This window comes from Ulvibacter sp. 2305UL32-6 (assembly GCF_058148545.1).
Genome location: NZ_JBYVKA010000001.1, coordinates 185,691 through 209,768, shown reverse-complemented (window position 1 = coordinate 209,768; position 24,078 = coordinate 185,691). Strand labels below are relative to the sequence as shown.

At 37.8% G+C, this 24,078-nt stretch carries 23 protein-coding genes; 10 read left to right on the top strand and 13 right to left on the bottom strand.

Annotated elements, in window-relative coordinates; all coding sequences use genetic code 11:
* Nucleotides 1-864: 864 nt before the first annotated feature.
* The 5 genes from ACY2RU_RS01030 (at nucleotide 865) to ACY2RU_RS01010 (ending at nucleotide 5,643) form a co-directional block, all read left to right on the top strand.
* On the top strand, nucleotides 865-2,046 hold the full coding sequence (locus ACY2RU_RS01030; RefSeq protein ID WP_490136545.1) for an AIR synthase related protein: 1,182 nt from the start codon (nucleotides 865-867) through the stop codon (nucleotides 2,044-2,046).
* Between the two features lie 39 nt (nucleotides 2,047-2,085).
* Entirely contained in the window at nucleotides 2,086-2,811 is a 726-nt protein-coding gene (locus tag ACY2RU_RS01025; RefSeq protein WP_490136544.1) for a hypothetical protein, read from the top strand.
* A 129-nt stretch (nucleotides 2,812-2,940) separates the two neighbouring features.
* Nucleotides 2,941-4,017, top strand: a complete 1,077-nt coding sequence (gene prfA, locus ACY2RU_RS01020; protein WP_490136543.1) for a peptide chain release factor 1 — start codon at nucleotides 2,941-2,943, stop codon at nucleotides 4,015-4,017.
* Nucleotides 4,018-4,032: 15 nt separating this feature from the next.
* Complete coding sequence (gene pyrF / locus ACY2RU_RS01015; protein ID WP_490136542.1) at nucleotides 4,033-4,863, top strand: orotidine-5'-phosphate decarboxylase; 831 nt, start codon at nucleotides 4,033-4,035, stop codon at nucleotides 4,861-4,863.
* 6 nt (nucleotides 4,864-4,869) lie between these two features.
* Nucleotides 4,870-5,643 carry an ABC transporter substrate-binding protein gene (locus tag ACY2RU_RS01010; RefSeq protein WP_490136541.1) on the top strand — a complete coding sequence of 258 codons (774 nt, stop codon included), beginning with the start codon at nucleotides 4,870-4,872 and terminating at the stop codon, nucleotides 5,641-5,643.
* Here ACY2RU_RS01010 and ACY2RU_RS01005 read toward each other — a convergent pair.
* Together ACY2RU_RS01005 and ACY2RU_RS01000 are read right to left on the bottom strand one after the other, a co-directional pair.
* Nucleotides 5,640-6,347: a DUF4197 domain-containing protein gene (locus ACY2RU_RS01005; RefSeq protein WP_490136540.1), complete on the bottom strand. Its 708-nt coding sequence runs from the start codon at nucleotides 6,345-6,347 to the stop codon at nucleotides 5,640-5,642. The genes ACY2RU_RS01010 and ACY2RU_RS01005 overlap by 4 nt on opposite strands.
* Before the next feature lie 86 nt (nucleotides 6,348-6,433).
* The gene (locus ACY2RU_RS01000; RefSeq protein ID WP_490136539.1) at nucleotides 6,434-7,342 is read right to left on the bottom strand and encodes a T9SS type A sorting domain-containing protein; all 909 of its coding nucleotides are present in this window, start codon (nucleotides 7,340-7,342) and stop codon (nucleotides 6,434-6,436) included.
* Nucleotides 7,343-7,504: 162 nt separating this feature from the next.
* On the opposite strand from ACY2RU_RS01000, the gene ACY2RU_RS00995 reads away from it, so the two are divergent.
* Entirely contained in the window at nucleotides 7,505-10,933 is a 3,429-nt protein-coding gene (locus ACY2RU_RS00995; protein ID WP_490136538.1) for a methylmalonyl-CoA mutase family protein, read from the top strand.
* A gap of 121 nt (nucleotides 10,934-11,054) precedes the next feature.
* Here ACY2RU_RS00995 and ACY2RU_RS00990 read toward each other — a convergent pair whose 3' ends face one another.
* Nucleotides 11,055-11,396 carry a hypothetical protein gene (locus ACY2RU_RS00990; RefSeq protein WP_490136537.1) on the bottom strand — a complete coding sequence of 114 codons (342 nt, stop codon included), beginning with the start codon at nucleotides 11,394-11,396 and terminating at the stop codon, nucleotides 11,055-11,057.
* A gap of 172 nt (nucleotides 11,397-11,568) precedes the next feature.
* Here ACY2RU_RS00990 and ACY2RU_RS00985 point away from each other — a divergent pair, with 172 nt between their 5' ends.
* Together ACY2RU_RS00985 and ACY2RU_RS00980 are read left to right on the top strand one after the other, a co-directional pair.
* The gene (locus ACY2RU_RS00985) at nucleotides 11,569-12,030 is read left to right on the top strand and encodes an Lrp/AsnC family transcriptional regulator (protein WP_490136536.1); all 462 of its coding nucleotides are present in this window, start codon (nucleotides 11,569-11,571) and stop codon (nucleotides 12,028-12,030) included.
* A gap of 96 nt (nucleotides 12,031-12,126) precedes the next feature.
* The gene (locus ACY2RU_RS00980) at nucleotides 12,127-12,351 is read left to right on the top strand and encodes a hypothetical protein (RefSeq protein ID WP_490136535.1); all 225 of its coding nucleotides are present in this window, start codon (nucleotides 12,127-12,129) and stop codon (nucleotides 12,349-12,351) included.
* A gap of 8 nt (nucleotides 12,352-12,359) precedes the next feature.
* On the opposite strand, the gene ACY2RU_RS00975 is transcribed toward ACY2RU_RS00980, so the two are convergent.
* Both ACY2RU_RS00975 and ACY2RU_RS00970 read right to left on the bottom strand, forming a co-directional pair.
* A complete protein-coding gene (locus ACY2RU_RS00975; protein ID WP_490136534.1) occupies nucleotides 12,360-13,133 on the bottom strand; it encodes a DJ-1/PfpI family protein in 774 nt (257 codons plus the stop codon).
* Nucleotides 13,130-14,374 (bottom strand): MDR family MFS transporter, encoded by a 1,245-nt coding sequence (locus ACY2RU_RS00970; RefSeq protein ID WP_490136533.1) that lies wholly within the window; start codon nucleotides 14,372-14,374, stop codon nucleotides 13,130-13,132. The genes ACY2RU_RS00975 and ACY2RU_RS00970 overlap by 4 nt, the downstream gene beginning before the upstream one ends.
* A 249-nt stretch (nucleotides 14,375-14,623) precedes the next feature.
* Between ACY2RU_RS00970 and ACY2RU_RS00965 the strand changes: the two genes are divergently transcribed.
* On the top strand, nucleotides 14,624-15,232 hold the full coding sequence (locus ACY2RU_RS00965; RefSeq protein ID WP_490136532.1) for a DUF1684 domain-containing protein: 609 nt from the start codon (nucleotides 14,624-14,626) through the stop codon (nucleotides 15,230-15,232).
* On the opposite strand, the gene crcB is transcribed toward ACY2RU_RS00965, so the two are convergent.
* Nucleotides 15,229-15,600: a fluoride efflux transporter CrcB gene (gene crcB / locus ACY2RU_RS00960; RefSeq protein ID WP_490136531.1), complete on the bottom strand. Its 372-nt coding sequence runs from the start codon at nucleotides 15,598-15,600 to the stop codon at nucleotides 15,229-15,231. The two genes, ACY2RU_RS00965 and crcB, sit on opposite strands and share 4 nt — an antisense overlap.
* Before the next feature lie 3 nt (nucleotides 15,601-15,603).
* Entirely contained in the window at nucleotides 15,604-16,668 is a 1,065-nt protein-coding gene (locus ACY2RU_RS00955) for an SRPBCC family protein (protein WP_490136530.1), read from the bottom strand.
* Nucleotides 16,669-16,841: 173 nt separating this feature from the next.
* Between ACY2RU_RS00955 and ACY2RU_RS00950 the strand changes: the two genes are divergently transcribed.
* A complete protein-coding gene (locus tag ACY2RU_RS00950) occupies nucleotides 16,842-18,884 on the top strand; it encodes a dipeptidyl-peptidase 3 family protein (RefSeq protein ID WP_490136529.1) in 2,043 nt (680 codons plus the stop codon).
* A gap of 188 nt (nucleotides 18,885-19,072) precedes the next feature.
* Here the strand turns inward: ACY2RU_RS00950 and ACY2RU_RS00945 are convergent, their stop codons facing one another.
* The 6 genes from ACY2RU_RS00945 to ACY2RU_RS00920 all read right to left on the bottom strand — a co-directional run bounded on the left by ACY2RU_RS00945 (nucleotide 19,073) and on the right by ACY2RU_RS00920 (nucleotide 24,065).
* Entirely contained in the window at nucleotides 19,073-20,752 is a 1,680-nt protein-coding gene (locus ACY2RU_RS00945) for a hypothetical protein (RefSeq protein ID WP_490136528.1), read from the bottom strand.
* A 78-nt stretch (nucleotides 20,753-20,830) separates the two neighbouring features.
* Nucleotides 20,831-21,442, bottom strand: coding sequence for a porin family protein (locus tag ACY2RU_RS00940; RefSeq protein ID WP_490136527.1), 612 nt, complete (start codon nucleotides 21,440-21,442; stop codon nucleotides 20,831-20,833).
* Between the two features lie 73 nt (nucleotides 21,443-21,515).
* Entirely contained in the window at nucleotides 21,516-22,127 is a 612-nt protein-coding gene (locus ACY2RU_RS00935) for a hypothetical protein (RefSeq protein WP_490136526.1), read from the bottom strand.
* Nucleotides 22,128-22,280: 153 nt separating this feature from the next.
* Complete coding sequence (locus tag ACY2RU_RS00930; RefSeq protein WP_490136525.1) at nucleotides 22,281-22,979, bottom strand: hypothetical protein; 699 nt, start codon at nucleotides 22,977-22,979, stop codon at nucleotides 22,281-22,283.
* A 100-nt stretch (nucleotides 22,980-23,079) separates the two neighbouring features.
* A complete protein-coding gene (locus ACY2RU_RS00925) occupies nucleotides 23,080-23,667 on the bottom strand; it encodes a hypothetical protein (RefSeq protein ID WP_490136524.1) in 588 nt (195 codons plus the stop codon).
* Between the two features lie 5 nt (nucleotides 23,668-23,672).
* The gene (locus ACY2RU_RS00920) at nucleotides 23,673-24,065 is read right to left on the bottom strand and encodes a LuxR C-terminal-related transcriptional regulator (RefSeq protein ID WP_490136523.1); all 393 of its coding nucleotides are present in this window, start codon (nucleotides 24,063-24,065) and stop codon (nucleotides 23,673-23,675) included.
* Nucleotides 24,066-24,078 lie beyond the last annotated feature (13 nt).

Below are 24,078 nucleotides of genomic sequence, written 5' to 3'. Positions count from 1 at the left end.
CGAATTTCAAATTACTTCAGAAAACAGTAACAGCTTCCGTCCAAGACAAAATAGTATTTCAGGAAAAGTCGCTTTCTTGCGTGATGTAGGTGCAGAAACGCATTTATTTGTTATGGATCCAGATGGAACAAATGTAAGGCAACTTACTACAGACATTCCTGTGGCTGGGTTCAGACAAAGCGAAATAGACATCACATGGAGTCGTAACGGTCAACGTATTATATATCCATACTTTAATCAATTATTCTCGATCAACGCATCAGGAACAGGAAATGACCCTATTTACGAGTCGGCACCTGGAACGTTTATTACAGAAGTGGATGTAAACGAGGTTAACGATCTGCTCGCAATAAAAACAAATAACGCTGCTGGATACGATGCTCGTATCGTAATTATTAATCCAAATAATGATAGTGAAGTGCATGTTGTTTTTGAAGAAAAGCCGGGAGCTATTGGCGGGATAGACTTTTCAATTGATGGAACGAAAGTGCTCTATGTACATGATGATTCGGGCCATGAAGTTCCAAATTACAGACGATTGGATAGTAGGGTTTATGAGTATGTGATTAGTGACAGTGAACCTACTGAAATTGATACAGCCAAGCCTGCTGGGTTTAATGACTTAGATGTAAAATATACTCCAGATGAAGGAGGTGTTATTTTTACAAGTGGTTCAAATGATCAAATTTCAGACTTAGATATTTATATAGTCCGTTTCGATGATACCGGTGCGAGAGAAAAGGTTTTTACCAATGCTACTATGCCCGATTGGGAATAACAGTTAATAAAATACAAATAAAAAACGCTTCGATAGTTCGAGGCGTTTTTTGCATTCCTTACTTTTGTAGTTAGAATTTAGATACCATGAGTCAAGAAATTTCAAAACGTTATGCGCAACGAGGTGTTTCGGCCGGCAAAGAGGATGTGCACAATGCAATCAAAAATATTGATAAAGGCCTTTTTCCACAGGCCTTCTGTAAGATAGTACCCGATTACCTAACTGGTGATGATGACTACTGCCTTATTATGCATGCCGATGGCGCAGGAACAAAATCGTCTTTGGCTTATATGTATTGGAAGGAAACGGGAGATCTTTCTGTATGGAAGGGTATCGCTCAGGACGCGCTTATAATGAATGTCGATGACCTCCTATGTGTAGGAGCAGTTGATCATATAGCATTGTCATCAACTATTGGTAGAAATAAGAACGTTATTCCTGGAGAAGTTATTTCAGCTATCATTAATGGAACTGAAGAACTGATCGAAGATCTTGCAAAATTTGGAGTTGAGATCCATGCTACTGGTGGTGAAACAGCCGATGTTGGGGATTTGGTGCGAACTATTATCGTTGATTCAACGGTAACAGCTCGTATGAAAAGAAGCGAAGTTATCGATAACGCGAATATTCAGGCTGGCGATGTGATTGTTGGTCTTTCTTCATTTGGTCAAGCAACTTATGAATCTGAGTATAACGGGGGAATGGGTAGTAACGGACTTACATCGGCACGTCATGATGTTTTCAATAAATATTTAGCTAAGAAATTTCCAGAAAGTTTTGACCATGCTGTCCCTGATGATCTCGTCTATTCGGGAACAAAAAAATTAACAGATCCAGTAGCTAATAGCCCTTTAAATGCTGGGAAATTGGTGCTTTCGCCAACAAGGACATATGCGCCCATTATTAAACAGATTCTTTCTAAGATCGATAGTAAGCAAATTCATGGTATGGTTCACTGTAGTGGTGGGGCTCAAACCAAAGTGCTTCATTTTGTCAAGAATCTGCACATTATAAAAGATAATCTGTTCTCAGTACCGCCATTATTTAAATTGATCCAAGAGGAGAGTGGTACTGATTGGAAAGAAATGTATCAAGTATTTAATATGGGGCATCGAATGGAGTTGTATGTTTCAGAAGAAACGGCCTCAAAAATTATTGAGATTTCTAAAACTTTCAATGTGGATGCTCAAATTGTTGGCCGTGTTGAGGCTTCCGAAGAAAAAACCCTCTCCATAAAAAGTGAGTTTGGCATTTTTACCTACACTTGATTTTTGTGAAGTAATTTACTTCCGTATAAATAATAACTTGTGAAACGGCTCTTAGGAAAACATAATCCATTGTATTTTATTTTGGCCATTGTTTTTTTTGCGCTAAGCTTTTACTTTTTTTACAAGGGTGAATTGCAGCTCTTTAGGGCCATGCGGGGGGGTGTTTGTTTTTCTGCTCTTGGTTTTTTGTTCTTTTTTCGATCTAAGAGTATTTCTTTATCTATTCTTCTTTTTCTTGTTTTCTACGGAACCTCAAGTTTTACAACAGTTTGGTATGAAAATGCACTTGTAGCAACATTATCTATGGCGCTTAATTTTATTGCGTTTGTATTTTTAATTTTAGCCTTATGGCCAAAAGTTAGTTTTCGCAGTATGAGTAGGTCACTATTGTTGATATTTTTGGTAATGATACTGTTTAACGGGTATTTGTTAATTGAGTTTGTTCAAATGATCCGTGATTTTACACTAAGTAAGTCGCATTATCTCTTTATGCTCTTAGGTGCCATGGCAGTGGTGGTTACAGGATTTTTATCATTGTTATATAATCATCGTCACGGTTCGCGTAGTTCGCTGCTTTTGGTGTTGTTTGTTTTCGCGATTATCTTTGCGGAAGTTTTTCGCGGAATTGCCTATTACGAGTTTGCCTACGGAAATGTAGCCGTGCATATTGCTAGAATGTTACTTATAATGGGTGTCTTGTTAGTGGTTGCTTTTGAGCGAGCAGAAAAGAAAAGCGAAGAACAATTCAATCCAAGAATCTTTTAGAGGGTATATTTAATCTTTTATAAATCGAAACGTACTGTTCATTTAAACAAAATATTCCTAAAGCTTTTACGCCTGCTAGCTTAGAAAGCTTCCTTATTTTATTGTAAATTTGAACGATTATTAAAACCTATGTTAGAGAAACTTCAAATAGTTAAAAATCGCTTCGACGAAGTAAGCGATCTTATCATTCAACCTGATATTATTTCAGACCAGAAGCAGTATGTTCAACTAAATAAAGAATATAAAGATCTTCGGGTTCTCATGGATAAACGGGAAGAGTATATTATTGAAACCGAACGCTTACAAGAAGCTGAAGAGATAATTTCAGATGGAAGTGATGCTGAAATGGTCGAAATGGCCAAAATGCAGTATGATGAAGCAAAAGCACGTATGCCCGAGCTAGAAGATGAAATTAAAGTTTTACTTATTCCGAAGGATCCAGAAGATGCCAAGAATGCCGTTATGGAAATTCGTGCAGGTACGGGAGGAGATGAAGCTAGTATTTTTGCAGGAGATATTTTTAGAATGTACACTAAATATTGTGAATCTAAAGGTTGGCGCACTAGTGTGGTTGATTTTAGCGAAGGAACCAGCGGCGGATTTAAAGAAATTCAGTTTGAAATTGAAGGAGATGATGTTTATGGTACTCTAAAGTTTGAAGCAGGTGTACATCGAGTACAACGTGTTCCACAAACCGAAACCCAAGGACGTGTACACACCAGTGCCGCAACGGTTATGGTTTTTCCTGAAGCTGAAGAATTTGACGTAGAAATAGATCCAAAGGATGTTCGGGTTGATTATTTCTGTTCTTCCGGACCTGGTGGACAATCAGTGAATACAACCTATTCAGCCGTGCGATTAACCCATGAACCAACAGGTTTGGTCGCTCAATGTCAGGATCAGAAATCACAGCATAAAAACAAAGAGAAAGCTTTTAAAGTGCTTCGCTCACGCTTATACGATCTTGAATTAGCCAAAAAGCAGGCAGAAGATGCCCTAAAGCGGGGATCTATGGTTACCAGTGGTGATCGAAGTGCGAAAATTAGAACGTATAACTATTCTCAAGGACGCGTTACAGACCATCGTATCAATCTAACATTATATGATCTACAGAATATTATTAATGGTGATATCCAAAAAATTATAGACGAATTACAACTAGTTGATAATACCGAACGATTGAAAGAATCTGGTGATACTTTTTAACTACGGAAAGATATAATGACGACCCAAAACCTTATAGCTGAAATCAAAAAGAAGGCTACCTTTCTTTGTATCGGTCTTGATGTAGATCTTGAGAAAATTCCGAAGCATTTGTTAAAGGAAGAAGATCCTACTTTTGCCTTTAATAAGGCTATTATAGATGCAACACATCACTTAGCGGTCGCTTATAAACCCAACACCGCTTTTTATGAAGCGCAAGGTGTCTCTGGTTGGAAATCGCTAAAAAAAACCATAGACTATTTAAACACAGCGTATCCAGAAGTTTTTACTATTGCAGACGCCAAAAGAGGAGATATTGGTAATACGTCACGCATGTATGCCAAAGCCTTTTTTGAGGATCTGGGTTTTGATTCTGTTACTGTTGCACCTTATATGGGGAAAGACTCGGTAGAGCCCTTTTTGACATTTAAAGATAAGCACACCATTTTATTGGCCTTAACCTCAAATAAAGGTGCGTTTGATTTTCAAACCGAGGATGTGGCTGGTGAAGAGCTTTATAAAAAAGTATTAAGAACTGCGTCATCTTGGGAAAACGCGCATAACTTAATGTATGTAGTTGGCGCAACGAAAGCAGAATTTCTTGCTGATATTAGAAAAATTGTTCCTAAGAGTTTTTTATTGGTTCCTGGTGTTGGAGCACAAGGAGGAAGTCTTTCGGAAGTTTGTAAATATGGTATGACAGAAGATGTTGGTCTGCTTGTAAATTCTTCTCGGGGAATTATTTATGCATCTAACGATATTAATTTTGCCGAAGCGGCTGCTTCCGAAGCAGAAAAAATGCAGAAGGAAATGGAGGCGCTATTACGCTCTCACAATGGGCGTTTTTAAAATGCCATGGAAATTCAAGATCAACTTCAAAGAGAATTAAGTTTTAAGAATACGCCCAAACGTATTGTGTCTTTAGTTCCGTCACAAACGGAGTTATTGGTAGACTTAGGTTTGCATGATCACCTAATTGGAATTACCAAATTTTGCGTTCACCCCAAGTCACTTCGCAATGAGATTACGGTTGTTGGTGGAACCAAAAAAGTAAACTTGGAGAAGATAAAGGCATTAAAGCCTGACATTATTATTTGCAACAAAGAGGAAAATACGGAAGAAATTGTTTTGAACTGTTCTGATATTTGCTCAGTTTGGGTTAGTGATATCTACACTATTCAAGATTGTTTGAATATGATCACGAAACTTGGACAGCTTTTTAACGTTCAAGACAAGGCCTTAGCGATTAATCGCTCTATAAAGAGTGCTAGTCAAGATTTTGTAGAATTTATCCAAGATAAACCTACTCGTTCGGTAGCCTATCTTATTTGGAAAGATCCTTATATGATCGCTGGTCAGAATACATTTATCAATGAGTTGTTACAACTTAATAATTTTCAGAATTTTAATTGCAAATCAAATCAACGCTATCCCCAAATACAATTAGAAGAGCTAGATAAGGCAGAACTGATCCTTTTGTCATCTGAGCCATATCCTTTTAAAGCTAGCGATGTACAAATATTAAAAAACGCACTCAATAAAGAAGTGCGTTTAGTAGATGGCGAATATTTTAGCTGGTACGGATCCAGACTAAAAGATGCTTTTTCGTATTTTAAAACCTTACATTAATCTTGTAGTGCAAATACTTGTTTTAACAATGTAGTTGTTCTAGAATTAACTTTGGTCCGTATATTTTTTTCTTCAACAGAGATCATCTTGTAAACACCTTGTAGTGCCTGCTGAGTAACATAGTCGGTTAGATCAGGATTCACCTTGTTCGTAAAAGGAATAGTATTGTATTTAGTAATAATATTTGACCAAACTTGATCTGCGCCTACTTTTGCGAATGAATTTTGAATTACCGGGTTAAATTTTGCGTAAAGCTCCTGATTAGTTTTTGCTTCCAAATAAGAGGTAGCAGCGTTATCTGCACCTAATAGGATATTTTTTGCATCAGTAAATGTAATTTGCTGTACGGCAGAAACGAATATAGGGGTTGCTTCTTTTACTGCATCTTCGGCAGCGCGGTTTAAAACTTTTAAACCTTCGTCGGCTAACTTGCTTAAGCCAATGTCACGTAAAGTTTTATCAACTTTTTGAAGTTCTTCTGGAAGTAGGATCTTTACAAGATTGTTCTTATAAAAACCATCTTTTTGAGTGAGCTTAGTCACTTGTTTGTTGATACCCAAGTCTAGCGCCTGGCGAAGTCCTCCAGCAATGTTAATTGTATCAACACCACCAGTACCCGTGGGTAATGTATTAACTACATTTTGAAGTTCGGCACAAGAGACAACAGTTAAACATAAAAAAACGAGTGCAATTTTTCTGAGCATAATGAAAATATTAAGAGTTCAAATATAAACATAAAAAAAGACCTCTTCCGAAGAAAAGGCCTTTTTGTATTATTTGACTAAAGTGATTATTTGATCACTTTGATAGTCTTAGAAGCGTTTCCAATTTTAACGTTTACTAAGTAAGCACCAGAACTAAGAGCGCTCATATCGATGCTTGGAGAAACTGCATCAGGCTGAGCCTGTAATACAACTTTACCAAGAACATCATAAACAGTAACAGCATCAACAGATACTTTAGAGTTAATGTTTAAAACATCTTTTACTGGGTTAGGGTATACGCTAAATACATCAGCAGCGAAATCATTAGTTCCTAATACACCAGGAGCAAAGATTACGTCATCGATATAGTATTGGTTGTTTGTGTCGATAGAGAAAAAGTCAATTCCACCAAGAACTGCATCATCTCCAAAAACAGTAGGAGAAGCAGAAGATCCGTCGATAGTAATTGTGTATTCAGTATTGTCAACATCAGCATAGATAGAAACATCGAACCAAGTAGCTTCAGGGTAGCTTAAGATTTCACCGTTAGCGTCATCAACAACTTCACCTGGAGTTGCACCAGCATCGTTAAATACTACGTTACCTGAGTTAAATACACCAGCTCCACCATTACCAGCTCCGCCAGCTTCAGTTTCACCTTGGATGTTAAAGTAACCACCTTTACCTGCAGGGATGTACATTTTGAAAGCCAAAGTGTAGTCTCCATCAGTTCTGTTTCCTAAAAGAAGGATAGTGTCAGTTACACCAGAATCATCAACATATAAAGATTGAGATCCAGAATTTGCTTGATCATTAACAACGTTAATGTCTTCTGCAGCGTTAGGAGTTCCAGACCAAACAGACCATACAGATGGGTTTTGAGTTCCCATGTCACCTAAAGCATATGCTTCAGCGTCGTCTTCGATAAAAAATTGTGCGTTAGCAGTAAATGCGAAAGCACAAAGTGCCATTGTTAAAAAGTAGATTTTTTTCATTTGTTAAAAATTTTATTGTTTAATATTGAACGACCAATATACAAAATTATCTAACACTCCCAAGAGTATTTAAGTTTTTTTTAATATTTAAAATGGGTCTTAGACTCACTAAATTGGCGTGTTTTTCGTAGCTTTGACCTCTCATTATTAATGCTTTTTTACATGCAACAGCCAGCTCCTTATATTCCAAAAAATAAAGTAAGAATTGTAACCGCAGCATCTCTTTTTGACGGTCATGATGCCGCAATTAATATAATGCGACGCATTATACAATCAACAGGAGTTGAAGTAATACATCTCGGTCATGATAGAAGTGTTGAAGAGGTAGTAAACACTGCCATTCAAGAGGATGCCAACGCTATTGCAATGACGTCTTATCAAGGAGGTCATAATGAATACTTTAAATATATGTACGACCTCCTTAAAGAACGAGGGGCAGAACACATAAAGATTTTCGGTGGGGGAGGTGGCGTTATTCTTCCTTCTGAAATTGAAGATCTAATGAATTACGGAATTACTCGAATTTATTCTCCAGACGACGGACGCGAACTCGGATTACAAGGAATGATCAACGATCTGGTTCAAACATCCGATTACCCGATTGGTGATAAACTTAATGGCGAAATTGATCAACTTTCTAATCAGGTACCTGGTGCTATTGCACGTGTAATCTCGGCTGCCGAGAATTTTCCGGAAATTGCAGAGGAGACACTTCAAAAAATACATCAGAAAAACAAAAATGTAAAAACACCTGTATTAGGGATCACTGGTACTGGTGGCGCAGGTAAATCATCTTTGGTCGATGAATTGGTTCGTCGCTTTTTAATAGATTTTCCAGAGAAAACCATTGGTTTGGTCTCTGTAGATCCTTCCAAAAGAAAAACGGGAGGCGCCTTATTGGGGGATCGTATTCGAATGAATGCTATTAATTCGCCACGTGTATATATGCGCAGTCTAGCAACTAGGCAAAGTAATTTGGCTTTGTCAAAATATGTTTCTGAAGCCATTGAAGTGATCAAAGCTGCGGAATACGACCTTATTATATTAGAGACATCGGGTATTGGGCAAAGCGATACAGAGATTATTGAGCATAGCGATGTGTCATTATATGTAATGACACCCGAGTTTGGTGCAGCTACACAACTGGAAAAGATCGACATGCTCGACTTTGCAGATCTAGTTGCTATTAATAAGTTTGACAAACGTGGCTCGCTTGATGCCCTACGCGATGTAAAAAAACAATACATGCGTAATCACCAACTTTGGGATACGCATCAGGATGACCTTCCTGTGTTCGGCACTATAGCGTCGCAATTTAATGATCCGGGAATGAACAAACTCTACAAAGCTATCATGGATAAGCTAGTAGAAAAGACCGAAGCCGATCTGAAAAGCGATTATGTCATCTCCGACGAGATGTCTGAAAAAATATTTGTCATTCCACCGGCAAGAACACGTTATCTTTCTGAAATAGCCGAAAGCAATAGAGCCTACGATAAAAAGTCGATAGACCAAGAAGAAGTCGCTCAAAAACTCTTCGGAATCTATAAATCAATCGAGGCCATTACAGGTTTTATTCCAGAATTAGATAAAGCCGGACTCAATTTGGATGCTATTTCAGATATTTCCGAAGAAAAGAAAGACCTTATTAAACTCTTGCACGCCGAATTTGATCGCGTCAAATTAGATCTCGATCCTTATAATTGGGAAGTTATTACAGGCTGGGATGAAAAAGTAAATCGTTATAAAAACCCTGTCTATACCTTTAAGGTACGCGATAAAGAGATCAATATTGATACACATACCGAATCGTTGTCGCATACGCAAATTCCAAAGGTTGCTTTGCCAAAGTACAGAGCTTGGGGGGATATCTTACGATGGACATTACAGGAAAATGTACCCGGAGAATTTCCCTACACGGCAGGATTGTATCCGTTTAAGCGTGCTGGGGAAGACCCCGCACGAATGTTTGCTGGAGAAGGTGGCCCTGAACGTACCAACCGCCGTTTTCACTACGTAAGCCACGGATTGCCAGCAAAACGCTTATCGACTGCATTTGATAGTGTTACACTCTACGGAAATGACCCCGATCACAGACCAGATATCTACGGAAAGATAGGTAATGCAGGGGTTTCCATTTGTTGTTTAGATGATGCCAAGAAACTGTATTCAGGTTTCGACCTAAGTCACCCAATGACCTCAGTAAGTATGACTATTAATGGTCCGGCGCCGATGTTATTAGGCTTCTTTATGAACGCGGCGATAGATCAAAATTGCGAGAAATACATTAAAGAACATGGTCTTGAGGCTGAAGTAGAGAAAAAAATTGACGCACTATATAAAGAAATCGGTGTTGATCGTCCAAAATATGTTGGAGATCTGCCGGAAGGTAATAACGGACTAGGCCTAATGCTTTTGGGTGTTACCGGAGATCAAGTACTGCCAAAGGATGTATATCTTACCATTAAGGCCGATACTTTAATGCAGGTACGCGGTACGGTTCAAGCAGATATTTTAAAAGAAGACCAGGCTCAAAATACTTGTATTTTTTCTACGGAATTCGCTCTGAGATTAATGGGCGATGTACAGGAATATTTTATCGAAAAACAAGTGCGAAATTTTTATTCGGTATCTATTTCGGGATATCATATTGCCGAAGCAGGCGCAAATCCGATCACACAGTTAGCATTTACGCTTTCAAACGGGTTTACTTATGTTGAGTACTATCTTTCACGAGGTATGGATATCAACAAATTCGGACCTAATTTATCTTTCTTTTTTAGTAACGGAATTGATCCCGAGTATTCGGTAATTGGTCGTGTTGCTCGAAAGATTTGGGCTAAAGCACTTAAAGATAAGTACGGTGCTAATCCGAGAGCACAAATGTTGAAATATCACATACAGACTTCAGGAAGATCACTACATGCTCAGGAAATCGACTTTAACGATATTCGTACAACCTTACAAGCTCTTTACGCTATTAACGACAACTGTAATTCGTTACATACAAACGCCTATGATGAGGCAATCACTACACCTACCGAAGAAAGTGTTCGTCGGGCTATGGCAATTCAATTGATCATCAATAAAGAGTTAGGACTCGCAAAAAATGAAAACCCAATTCAAGGAGCGTTTATTATTGAAGAGTTAACCGATCTTGTTGAAGAGGCTGTTTTGGCCGAATTTGACCGCATTACAGAACGTGGCGGTGTGTTAGGTGCTATGGAAACTATGTATCAGCGAAGCAAGATTCAGGAAGAAAGTCTCTATTATGAAACCTTAAAGCATAATGGAGAATTTCCGATCATTGGGGTTAATACATTCTTAAGTAGTAAAGGGTCGCCAACAGTGCAACCTGCCGAGGTAATTCGAGCTACGGAAGAGGAAAAGTTAGAGCAAATACGTACGCTTCATAATTTGCATAAAGCCAAAGGAGATACTGCTGAAACAGCAATAAAAAAGGTACAGTACGCGGCAATTCACAATGAAAACATGTTTGAACAATTGATGGAGGCAACTAAAGTGTGCTCTTTAGGTCAGATCACGGCCAAATTGTTTGAGGTTGGTGGTCAGTACCGCAGAAATATGTAATCAGATCGCCAATTTATACAAGCGAAGCTCGGCAAAAATTGTGCAAGCTAGGTATCCCGATGAACAAATTTTTTATTCTGAAGTAAGGCTAAGGTGATTAAAAGCTGAAGATGTTTATTGCTTATAGTGTCAGCATCCAGCTGCGTTGAAGTTTTCTAAATTTTTTTAAATCTCTTCGAAGTAATTGAATGAACTCCTTACCATTGGTATTTGCATGCTCTAAGCGCTCACAATTTTTTTGTAGGGTGTTGATAAGATGATTAACAGAAGCAGCATATTTATGCTTTTCTTCTGAAAAAGTTTGAGCTTCAGCCTTAAAGATCTCTGGAGCCAACGAAATGGATTGTTGTACAATATCACCGCTAAAATAGATATTTGGGTCTTCGTTTCCGTTTTCCTGCAAGTGCGCGAGGTCGTGAACGATATAACTTGATATATTTTGCGATAGAGCAAATATATCCATAGCCTTTTTATATATAGGCGATTGCGGGAAGCGTTTGGGTATTGTAGGTGTCATTTTATCTTTTCAAAGCCTTTCAAATTTAGGTACAAGTTTTCATTTCTTACTATCGATTTTAAAGTAAAAAGCTATATTTGCATTAAATATTGACTTTTTTTAGATAATTTTAATTAAAATGAACATCGATCCTTTGAATTGGAAAATCCTTGATTGTTTGCAGAAAAATGCACGACAGTCGAATGCCGAAATTGGTCGCATTGTTGGGATTAGTTCACCGGCTGTTTCTGAACGAATTCGGAAAATGGAAGACGCAGGTCTTATTCACGGTTATAAAACATTGGTATCACCCTTTGAAGCTGGATACCAATTAAAGGCGATCATTACAATAAGAGCCTTTATGGGAAAGTTAAAACCATTTTTAGAAAAGGTAAAGAGTTATGATGAGGTGCTCAATTGCTATCGCATTACAGGTAATGAAAATATTGTAATGGAGGTAGTTTTAAAAAATCAGAAGCATCTTGAGGCGTTTATCGATCAACTGATTGTATACGGAGAAACCAAAACGCAAATTGTTCTTTCGCATGTCATGGTTAACAATGAAATAAAACCGGTCTCCAAAATTCTTTATAAACAGTAAAGAATTGAAAGGTTAAAAGAATTGTAATTGTATTTTTTATAACATCAAGGCGGAAGTTAATAGAGTATCTTGGTGCTAAATAAAAAATAGAGCCTCATGAAAAACTACACAAGTCACTTTTTAATTGCAACAATCATTACTGTAGCGCTTGGCTTTTCGGGAATTGAATTTACCGGTGCTGTCGTTGTACGTTTTTTGGCACTTATTGCTGGAATTGGTCTAATGCTGTCTTGTCTTGACGCAGTGATCATTTCTAAACGCATGCATAAAATTCAAGTCAAAAAAGAAAAACAACTACGAGAAAAGCGCAATATTGAATAAGAGTTTCCTTATTCTTTTACAATAAGATGTGGAACATTATTGACGTTCCAATCTATTACCAGCCCACCCGCAAGGGATTGGGCTATTTTTTTTCCGTATAAATGCTCAGTGAGATAGAGTGCTGCTTCAAAACTTTTGGCACCACCAGCCGATGTGATGTACTTTCCGTCATGCACAAATAGAACATCTTTTCGCACATCTAAGTGTGGAAACATTGCTCGCATGGTTTCAATATCGCTTGGAAAAGTGGTTGAAACAACGCCATCAAGTAGTCCTGCTTTCGCCAAAACAAAAGCGCCGTCACAATGTGAAGTGACATACAGTGCGTTTTTAGATGTAGTTCTCACAAAATCTAACATAGCTATATTTTCCAGATCGCTGTCAAGATGATGCTCTGCGCTGGGTATCACTAAAATATCTATGGATGGGAGACTATCAGAGGTATAATTATAATCAGGGAGAATCCGTAGACCCTCAAATGTAACTACAGCTTCATCTTTTTGGGCAACTGTAAATACATTCATTGCCTTAATGTTTTCTCTAAACACCGTATGCTGAAAAATATCAAAAGGTGCTGTAAGTTCTGTATTGTATACCCCATCCATAATTAGAAAGGCAACGTTATATCGGGAGCTATCTAACTTCGGAAATTGCTTTTCAGTAATTACACTTTCTGAAATTACTTCGGAAGTAGCTTGTGACTCTTCCGAAGTATTTTTACAAGAATGCATTCCGAAGAGTACACTTCCGAGGCCAAAAAAAATAATCAGTACTTTTCTCATGATTCTATATGTATTGATGGTTCTAAAGGAGTTGAAGTACTCCTTTTATGCCATTTGTGCAACCAAAGGGTTAGTAATGCAACTAAAACTAAAATAGCAAACATTGCATACCAGGTGGTTGCAAAACCAAAGCTATCTACCATATTCATGCCTCCATTATGCCCAAAGATATGTGAAATGCTAAAACTCATACTGTAGAGCCCCATATAGCTTCCTTTTCTACCTTTTGGTGCCATTTCTAAGGCAAGTGCATTTGAGAAAGGAGAGCCTATCATCTCGCCAAGTGTCATTAGGATCATACCAATGACCAAGATGCCAACCCAATCTCCTGCGTTTAGAACAATAAAGCTAAGAGCCAATAATACGGTGCCCCAAAAGGTTGCCATGGTTTTCGAAATGTTAATACGTTCTAACCAGCCTACCAAAGGCATTTCAAATATCACAATGATAATACCATTTAAAAAGAGCAGTAAGCCAATAAGGTCTTCTGAAAGTCCGTGGCCTTGTTCGTAGTATATGGGAATTACCGAAAAATACTGAACAAACATGACGCTACTCAATATCATAATTACGATAAGAAGGATAAACAATGGATTCTTATGTGGAGGCACTCCATTCTTTACCACGATCGCTTTTGGTTCGTCTTTTGAAACTTTTTTTGGTTTTAGCAATATAAATAACATGATAGCGGCGATCACACAAGTACTACCATCGATCCAAAAGAGGGATGCATAATCGATATTCGCGATTATAATTCCACCAATTACAGGACCTATTGAGAATCCAAGGTTAATGGCGAGTCTTATAAGAGCGATACTACGCGTTACATTCTTCGGCTTACTATATGCCTCAACTGCCACAAAAATGGCAGGGCGATAGGCGTCGGCTATAAAAATAAGGGCAAACATACCAATACAAATACTGATATAACCATCTAGAAATTGAAACGCAACGAACCCCAAACCACCTAGAAACAAACTTGTGGTTATTACCTTGTAAAATCCGATGGTATCTGTTAATCGTCCGCCAATCCAAGTCCCAGACAGGGAGCCGAGTCCGTAGCAGGTCATGATCAAACCAACTTCGGGCAGTGAAAAGCCTTTGTTATTTACGAGATAGAGCGATAAAAATGGCAGTACCATAGCGCCAGCTCTATTTACAAAAGTTACGAGTGAGAGTAACCAGATCTCCTTTGAGAGTCCGGTGTAATTACTTATATATTGGTTGAATAATTTTTTCATGATGCTTGTATAAAAATAAAACGTCCCGGTGAGAGCCGGGACGTAAGTGAATTGATTTATCTTATTAATGTATCAACAATAACGTACGACCAGCTGGTGTGAGATCCACACGACTGTTCTATATTGAATTGTTTTACACTGCATCATAGTCTTGATAATGAGAGGTTAAATGTATTAATTTTTTTTGAAATGCAAGGAATTTTTAATTTTCAGTTTTAAATTCCTCTATTTTTACTGAAATTGTGCACTATGAAAAACGTATTATTGATCGTCTTTTTGGTTTTCTTCGGAATCTGTCAAGGCCAAAGTAACCGAAAGCTTCTTAAGGAAATTAAAAAATACCATACTTCCAAAAATGTTGAATTTGCAGATCCAGAGAAGAGCATTTTAACACCAGAGGACCTAACGACGTTTAGAGCACTTGATTTTTATCCTGCAGATCTTAAATTTAGAGTGGTAGCAAAATTTGTAAGAACACCTAATGAAAAGCCGTTCTTGATGCCGACTACTACAGATAGACTTCCGGAGTATGTAAAATATGGTGAAGCCCATTTTACGCTAGACGGTAAAGATTTGGTGCTCGCATTATATCAAAACACAGCAGGTTACGAAGATCCAGCTTATGAGAATTATTTATTCTTACCTTTTACAGACCTAACAAGTGGTGACGGTTCTTACGGTGGCGGCCGCTTCTTAGATGTTTATATTCCTAAGGGTGAGGTCATTATTTTAGATTTTAATAAAGCGTATAATCCATATTGTGCCTATAATCCAAGGTATAGTTGTCCTATTCCGCCAGAGGAAAACGATCTATTGGTTCGTATAGAGGCAGGAGTAAAGGATTACGGACACCATTAGAAAAATTTAACGAGCCACATTCCGAAAAATACCGCAGCGAATCCGATGACAAAAGTTCCGAAGGCATAAAGCGCAAATGTAGTAAGATCACCCGCTTTTAGAAAGATATGGTTTTCATAGGCAAAAGCCGAAAATGTTGTGAATCCACCACAAAAACCGGTTGCTAAAAAGAGGATGGTATTTTGAGAGACAGAATTGTTTTTTAATGCCCAGCCTAAGATAAAACCAATAATTAAACTCCCAAGAATATTTGCTATAAAGGTTCCGTAGGGGACTCCATTAGCTGAACTATTCATGTATTTACCCAAACCATATCGCATGGCGCTGCCAAAGCCGCCACCAAGAAAAACGAGTAAAAATTGTTTCATAATTTAGTTTGGTGCATTCATCTCTGGGGCAACGGGCATATAAACTTCCGTAACCCAATCTGCCGGGTTGGACACGTTACCAGGATCGGTTACATAAACCTCAAACATTTTGGCACTAGGGTGTGCTGGCAATTGATTTTCAGCCATATAAGCAGCTCCGGCCGCATACGCTTTGTCTAAATTAGTATAATCTCCTTTTAAAGTTGTTTTTACAGTTCTTACGGGTTCCATATAACCACAAAGTACATCACTGCCTTCAGGTGTGATCACTCGTTCTCGCACTGGGATGGCCGTTGAGAATATAACATTTCCTGTAGTTTGATCTACATTGTTATAAATAGTAAAAGGCATACCACTGCTTTGTATATTTCCCTGTTCCATAAAACCGGCCACTTGTCCCATCATGGGGGCCATTTTAGTGCCGATATCACTCATTTTTGCTGCGGTAGTATTATACATGTAAAATCCCCCAGGATATAGCGTGACACCATCAACATTTACGGTGTATTTGGCTAGTTCTTCTTTGACCTTTGTCTCTAAGCTATTTAATCCAGTTTTATACATTTCAGAAATCCCTGTTTCCATATCGTCTTCTTGGAAAGCCATAAAAACTTTTTCCATGAGCGTTTGTTCGCCTTTCATTCCCCAAGTTACTTTTGTTTGACCCATGGTTTCGGTTTCTTCAAACTTCCAATAAACATCGCTTGTGGAATCGCCAATAGGAGTGCTAAAGGTAATTTTTTGCTCAATTTCTTTATTAGGAATGACTTTGGTGGTTTCCATAGAGCCTTCCCCTACATTTATATCATCACTAATCCAAGAATAAGAAGCACCTTCGCCTTCTGTTTTTTCAGAATAGTTGATCTTAATATTTGGGTCAATAGCCATCCAAGGACCCCATTCTTGCCACGTTTTATAATCTTTTACTTGGTCATATACAACAGATGGTGGGGCATCGATGATTTTAGATTCTGCTACATCAAATGATCCATCTTGTGTTGAAAAATAGATGGCACCTCCAATAATTACGATAAGGAGAAGAAAAAAGAGGTATTTTAATATTTTCATGGTTGCTTTGTTTAATGCTGTTAAAGATAGTAAAAAACGCTGGCTCATGGTAATTTGTATACTTCGGAAGCAATTTATCTACAGCGAGCTCATTTCCGAAGTGAAAATTATAACCCACTAAGAAACGAGCCAATATTTTGCTACATTTGTGCAAAACCAAAAAAACAGAACGAATGAAGAATACTTTTTTTGTGGCGCTTGCTATAAGCGGACTTACTTTATTTTCTTGTAAAGACGACAAGGCGAAGGATATGCCAGAAGCCGAAGTGGCGAAAACGGAAATACAGACCGAAGATGACTTTAATTATCTCGTAGGTCAATTTGCAGATCTTAAAATTTTACGATATCAAATCCCTGGCTTTGAAGAGTTAAGTTTGAATGAGCAAAAGCTCGTGTATTATTTAACCCAGGCTGGATTAGAAGGACGTGACATCATGTGGGCGCAAAATTATCGTCATAACTTAGCGATACGTGCTGCTTTAGAAAATATTTACGCAAATTACAATGGTGATAAGACTTCTGATGATTGGAAGAACTTTGAAATATATTTAAAACGTGTTTGGTTCTCTAACGGAATTCACCACCACTACAGTAACGCCAAAATTAAACCAGATTTTAGTAAGGCGTACTTAGAACTGCTATTAAAAGAAACAAATTCTACCCTGAAGGGCGAAGCTCTTGAAGTTATCTTTAATGATAAAGATGCTAAAAAGGTAAATCTTTCGAAAGATTCAGACATAGTTTTAGAAAGTGCGATCAACTTCTACGGGCCAGATGTAACCACGGCAGATGTTGAAAAATTCTATGGTGCGATTAAAGTAGATGCTGCAGAGCCAATCGAAGTTGGATTAAATACTCGTCTTGTAAAAGAAAACGGTAAATTAGTTGAGCAGGTTTATAAAAGTGGCGGACTTTACGGAGAAGCTATCGACAAAATCATCTATTGGTTAGAAAAGGCCAAAGGAGTTGCCGAAAGCGATGCGCAAGCAAAGGCATTGGGATTACTTATTGAATACTACAAAACAGGTAGCCTTGATACTTGGGATGACTATGCCGTTGCATGGGTGGAGTCAACAGAAGGAAACATCGATTGGATCAATGGTTTTATTGAAGTGTATAATGACCCGAAAGGTTATAAAGGTTCATACGAAACTATTGTACAGATCAAAGATTTCGACATGTCTAAAAAGATGGCGGTACTTTCAAAAGAAGCACAATGGTTTGAAGATAATTCTCCGCTGATGCCAGAACACAAAAAGAAAGAGGTAAAAGGTGTTTCATATAAGACAGTGATCGTTGCTGGAGAAGCTGGTGATGCTTCGCCAAGTACACCAATTGGTGTAAATTTACCTAACAACAACTGGATTCGCCAGGCACACGGTAGCAAGTCGGTTTCTCTTGGTAATATCATACACGCATACAGTAATGCCGGTGGTAGTGGGAGATTACAAGAATTTGCTAACGATGAGCAAGAAGTTGCTCTTGAAAAAGAATACGGTGCTTTAGGTGACAAGTTACATACTGCTTTGCACGAAGTTGTAGGTCACGCTTCAGGGCAGATCAACAAAGGTGTTGGTACACCAAAAGAAACCTTAAAAAGATATAAATCTACCATTGAAGAAGGACGTGCCGATCTATTTGGCTTATACTATTTAATGGATCCAAAACTTCAGGAATTAGGTCTTGTGACTGACTGGGAGAAAACTGGAATCGCTGCGTATGATGGCTATATCCGTAATGGATTGATCGGTCAATTAGTGCGATTAGAATTAGGTGATGATGTTGAAGAAGCACACATGGTAAATCGCCAGTGGGTGAGTGCTTGGGCGTATGAGCGCGGACAAGCAGAGAACGTGATCGAAAAAATAACACGTGACGGAAAAACGTATTACAACATTAATGATTACGGAAAACTTCGTGCCATCTTTGGTGAATTATTACGTGAAACTCAACGAATTACTTCGGAAGGAGATTACGAAGCAGCTAAAAACTTAGTTGAAAACTACGGAGTAAAAGTAGATCAAAAACTTCATGCTGAAGTATTAGAACGCAATAGCAAGTTTAAGTCGGCACCATATAGCGGATTTGTAAATCCGATGATCGTTCCAACGATGGATGGTGAAGAAATCACTGGATTCAATGTGATGCAGCCAGATACTTTTGAAGGACAGATGCTAGAGTATTCTAAAAAGTACGGGAATCTTTCTAAAAACTAGAGACACACATTTCTATAAAGATAAAAACCTCCTTGCCAGTATGGTAAGGAGGTTTTTTTCAACAAAAAAACACGAAACAAGAACAATTAATATTTTTGGCTTCTTCAAATAGCCTTGTTGTATCTTTTCAGAATACAGGTTCAATGTATTCTTTTCCAAAAGGCATTGACATACCCTTTGTAGGGTATTTATTCTTTTCCAGCAACCTTTTTTAGTAGGGTTGTAATGGTACGAGCATTTTCAATTGCGTCAGCTTGTATTTCAATCTCATTTTGGTAGTTTTCGATCTCGCCATCTTCATAATATTGAATGATCTTTTCAAGATAGTAGGTGTTAGCCACAATGGTAACATTCTTTCCAGAGGTTTCCATTTTAATACTTGCAGGATTGATGTCGCTTAAGTTGAAGTCGTAGGTGCGCTCTTCGCTTGATTTGGTAGTGATTTCGATTTGCTTAAAGACAATGGAGTTATTATCATCTTCCGAGGTAAACACTTGTTCAAAGGATTTATCGTTTAAATCTACCTTTTTGATCTGTTCCTGTAAGCGAGTTACTAAGGTCGCTTTATCGCCTTCTGTATAAGTGTCTTTTTCTGAATTACATAGTTCAATGATCGTTTCCATCGCTTTTTGAACTGTAATTGCATCTTCAATTTCAGGAACGTAGATGGTAAAACTATCGGTGTAGTTTTTTTGTTCATTGTCTTCTGTATGTTTGATAAAATTAGATCCGCCATTTGTAACAATATTTACGAGCACAAATTTGCCTTTGGTTTCATATTGTACCGCATTTTTGTTGAGGTCTTTAAAGTTGAATAGATATTCTTGTCCAGAGATCCCTTTATCAGACACATTATTTTGTGTAAACGCAACCACACAATCACCTTTAAATAGTTGGTTGATAGTTGTTTCATTTACCGTGACTTTATTCGTATGAATGTTTAAAGTTTCAATGGCTTCGGAAATGTTCGCTGGTTTTTTAACAGTTCGATCAAATGCCTCTTGTGATAATTGGATCAGTGATTTAAGCACCTTCTGAAGATCACGGGCTGTTTCTACACTTTCACAGGCAATTTCAAAATCACTGACATAATTTTCCTGTACCCCTTCTTTAAAATGTTTAACAGTTTTCAATTTACGACGTGTTTCCATTGCGATGCTGAATTCTTCCCCGCTAATCTTAAAAAGAATTGAATTTGGATTGATGGTCATTACATTAAACTCGTAAGTATCACTTTTTGAGGTTTTTCCACTGTTCTCAGTAATTGCAATGGCCATTTTGCCTGGATAAGTTTCAATAAGAGACACTTTCTGGGCAAACTGAGTTTTTATAAGGTTTACATCACTCACATTAGCAATGATCCATTGCATATGGTCTTCATAAGTAGTTAGTGAGAGCCTTTTTTCAGTAATTTCCTGTGCTACAGGGATTAGTGCTTTAAATCGATCTTCTAGAGCGCGAGCATTGTCAATGTTGGCTGCATAAACAAAAATTTCATTTCCATATGATATTTTTTCGCGATCTATTGTACACTTTAGTAGATCTTGTTTTTTGGCAGAAAGTAATTGTACTTGTATCAGATCTTTATTGGTAATTGTTTTGACAGTGTTTTCGTCTATATCTGCAAGATTAAATTCATAACTATTTTCACTGCTTTTACCGTCTTTTATTGTAGTCTCAATAATAGTAAGTTGAATAACACCTGGTTGGGTCATGGTTGCCGTTTGAGTGTATTCATACTTGCCACTGATCACTTTTTCAAGTTCTTCGTTTAAAGAATTTACCAGATCGTCAAAATTTTGTGCGCCCACTGTAAGGCTGCTTAGCATGAATAGGACCAGGTATGGTAAAGAGTTAAAAAGCTTCATTTTTCAGTAATTTTAAAAAGTTTAAAAAAAGGCTTCTTCCTCAAGAGCAGAGAAAAGAAGCCTTCTTACAAAGGTTACTTAGTTGAATTTGTATCCTGCAGAAATCTGAAGTACGTTGTTCTGTACAGAAAAGTCATCAGCGTCTTTATAGATGTTTGAAAGACCTAAAACATAACGCAGTCCGAAAAATAGTCCGCCTTCTGTATTGTACGAACCACCGATCCCAAATCCAAGATCGAGACTATTTGTAAATTCTTTAATGTCTTCTGTGTCTGATTCAGTTTCGCCATCAAATTCTGCGGTAAACTCTTCTTCCGCAGAAAGGAGAAAACTAAATTGCGGGCCTGCCTCTAAAGCGATAGCTTCGGTAACATAGTATTTTCCCATGATAGGAAGGCTTAAATAAGCAAGTCTCGTTTCCGCCTCTACCGAAAACCCTTCTTCACTCTCTTCGTATTTACCGCCTAAGCTTGAATAGAGTAGTTCTCCTTGAACACCAAATTCATCTGAAAGCATGTACTCAGCGAGCCCGCCAAGATGAAGTCCGAGTTTTCCTTTAGCACCAGATTCTACATCGCCACCTAAGGAGGCTAAGTTAACCCCTCCTTTTACACCGAAGGTTAATTCTTGTGCTTGAGCGAACTGAAACACCGTAAAAATGAAAGCCATTGTTAGTATAACTTTTTTCATAATCATTATTTGTATTAGAGGTTCCTGTATTTGAGAACCTAGGTTAGTAATTCCCGTTTGGGGTGTTTAATTTTTAAATCTCTGGTGAAAAACCGTCTTCATCATAAAGAACGCGACCTGTGTTGTTTTCAATAAAATATCCACCCGGATCACCATTGTCATCTAGCATAAGAACAGCAACTTGTACATTTTCAATACCATCATCACCTAGTTCACCAGAGATGGCAAAGGTTGTTTCCGCTGTTTGTCCGCCGCTAGTAACATTAATAATTAAGAATACCGAAAATTGATTATTATCTCCAGAAATAAAAGAACCGTCTCCATCGTATTCTTCTGGCCCCGAATCACCTGTAAAATCGATCGTCAAATTTTCGCTGTCTTGATTGCTGAAGTTCATTGTGATGTCTGGAAACTGAATGCCAGGTGTATCGCCAGGAACAGAGCTCGCTTGCAAAATTGAAGGAGAAACGTAATAGATGCCTTCAATATTTGGCGGGTTGTTTCCGGTGTTGATCTCAAAATCGAGATCGTTCAATGCATCAACAATGTCGCTGCTGTAGAAATCTTCGATGTCTTCAATAGAACCATCGAACTCGGTATCGTCTGAACTGTCACTGTTGTCGTCTTTTTTACAACTAACAAGAACAGTACTAAAAGCAATAGCAAGTAGAATAATTTTTTTCATGGTATTATTTGTTTTTAGTTATGGTGTAAAAGTATTTTGAAAGTTTCTTACAGAAAATACCCAATGGAGGGTATTTATAGCTTGTTTTTCTTCGGAATAAAAAAGCCTCAAATCTATTAAGGTTTGAGGCTTTAGGGTTAGTTAGTGTAAATTCTATTTTAAGCGGGCTTGGAATTCGCCTATGACGTCGCTATACGATCGAAGCACACGATCCCACTCTTTGTACAGTTCGTCACTTTTAACACTTGTAAGAGGTAAATTTGATTCTTCGCTTACAAGTTTTACCTTAAACGTTAATGGATCTGAATTTGACTCCTTAATGATTATTCGAGTTCTAATGGTGTTCTGAGTAAACGATTTCAACGACCAAGCGGTACGTAAATACCCCGTCTCTTTATCGGTCATTTCAATAACATCGATATAGGATAAAACGATCTGGTTGATGAGCTTCCAGGCGCGATCTTTCTCCATTTCGTTTACTTTTAACTCAATATCAATATTGGCGATATCGGTTTGAATTGAAGCGTCATAGGCATCATCACGTTTCATCTCAACGAAGTATGTTTTAGGAGGAGTGGTCATTCCTTTCTTATTGCAGAACTCTATTTTCTCCACCAAAAAACCAATTTTCTTGGCAATCACGGTAACACAATCGTCTTTAGGCACTAATACTTCGGTGGTTCCTTTTCCAATAAGTTTTCCATTGATATAGATCTCGGCATCAGTTTCAGAGATTCCAAGCTGTACTTTTTTCTTACCAACAAATGTGGCATCTAATTTTTCTGAAATCGAATCTGCAGCAAAATTTGGAATTGCTACACTAAATGCAAGGAGTAAGAGTAAATGTTTCATAATAATTGTTCTAAAGAATGGTTAGTGTTTTGGTTTAAGTTTTATTGAAACAAATGTATTGTTTCAAAGTGCGTTAAACCATACCCAGTATTGGGTAGATTTAGAGAAACCCGAAACCAAAGCCAATATTAAATACTGGCAGGCCACCATCGCCTATACCGGGTATTTCACCAATTTCTTCGGTGGTGGTTTCATTAGAACTATTGCTTTTAATGAGAATTGTGTCTGGCAATTTTCCGAAGCCATAACCAACTTCAATCCTAAAATAAAAAGTACGCCCTAATTTTGCGCCTATTTTTAAATTGATGGTGTTAAAATCAATGATGCCGGTTCCGTCTTCCACTGAATTATCAAAATCGACTTCGGGATAATCACCTTCTCCGTGAAAAGAAAAGTACGATATACCCGCGTACAAACCTTTTCCGGTGGGTTTCATATAAATGTTGCTGCCAATTTCAAAGTTGGTATAAGCAATGCTAACATCATCATAGGTATAAGAGAGCGGCATAAAATCAATTGCTGCAGAAACCCGATTGTCTAGCAGCGGTGTTACATATTCGGCATTCATCGTAATAACGTTGGGTGTTCCAAGGCGCACGCCAATGCGTAACGGTTTGATGTCTTCTTGGGCTGTGATCTCAACAGAAAATAAGCTAAGAATAATTATAAGAGATATATACTTTGTCATACGATTTAGTTTTTGATTCTTCGGAATTCTTGCTGTACTTCTCTAAAAGCGAACAGTTGGAGTTGTCTTGAGCCAGTTATTTTTAATTTTCTTATGATATTCTTGCGATGCGTGCTAACAGTAGCTTCACTAATGCTCAAAATGGAAGCTATTTCACGCGACTTAAATTCGCAGCCTATTAGATTGAATATTTGGCGTTCTCGGTCACTCAAACAAGGTATGGTTGTGGTTTTATTTTCGGCAATTGAAAACAGAACAATGGCTTTCTTTAATAATAATGCACTTGAGGAAACTTTTTGAATTGCTTGTAAAACCTTTAGGGTTTCTGCGTTATCAATGCAAAGATGATTGGTCTGTGCTTGATCAATTAGGTGTAAAATTTCCTGATGAAAATCCATGCGACCAAAGTAC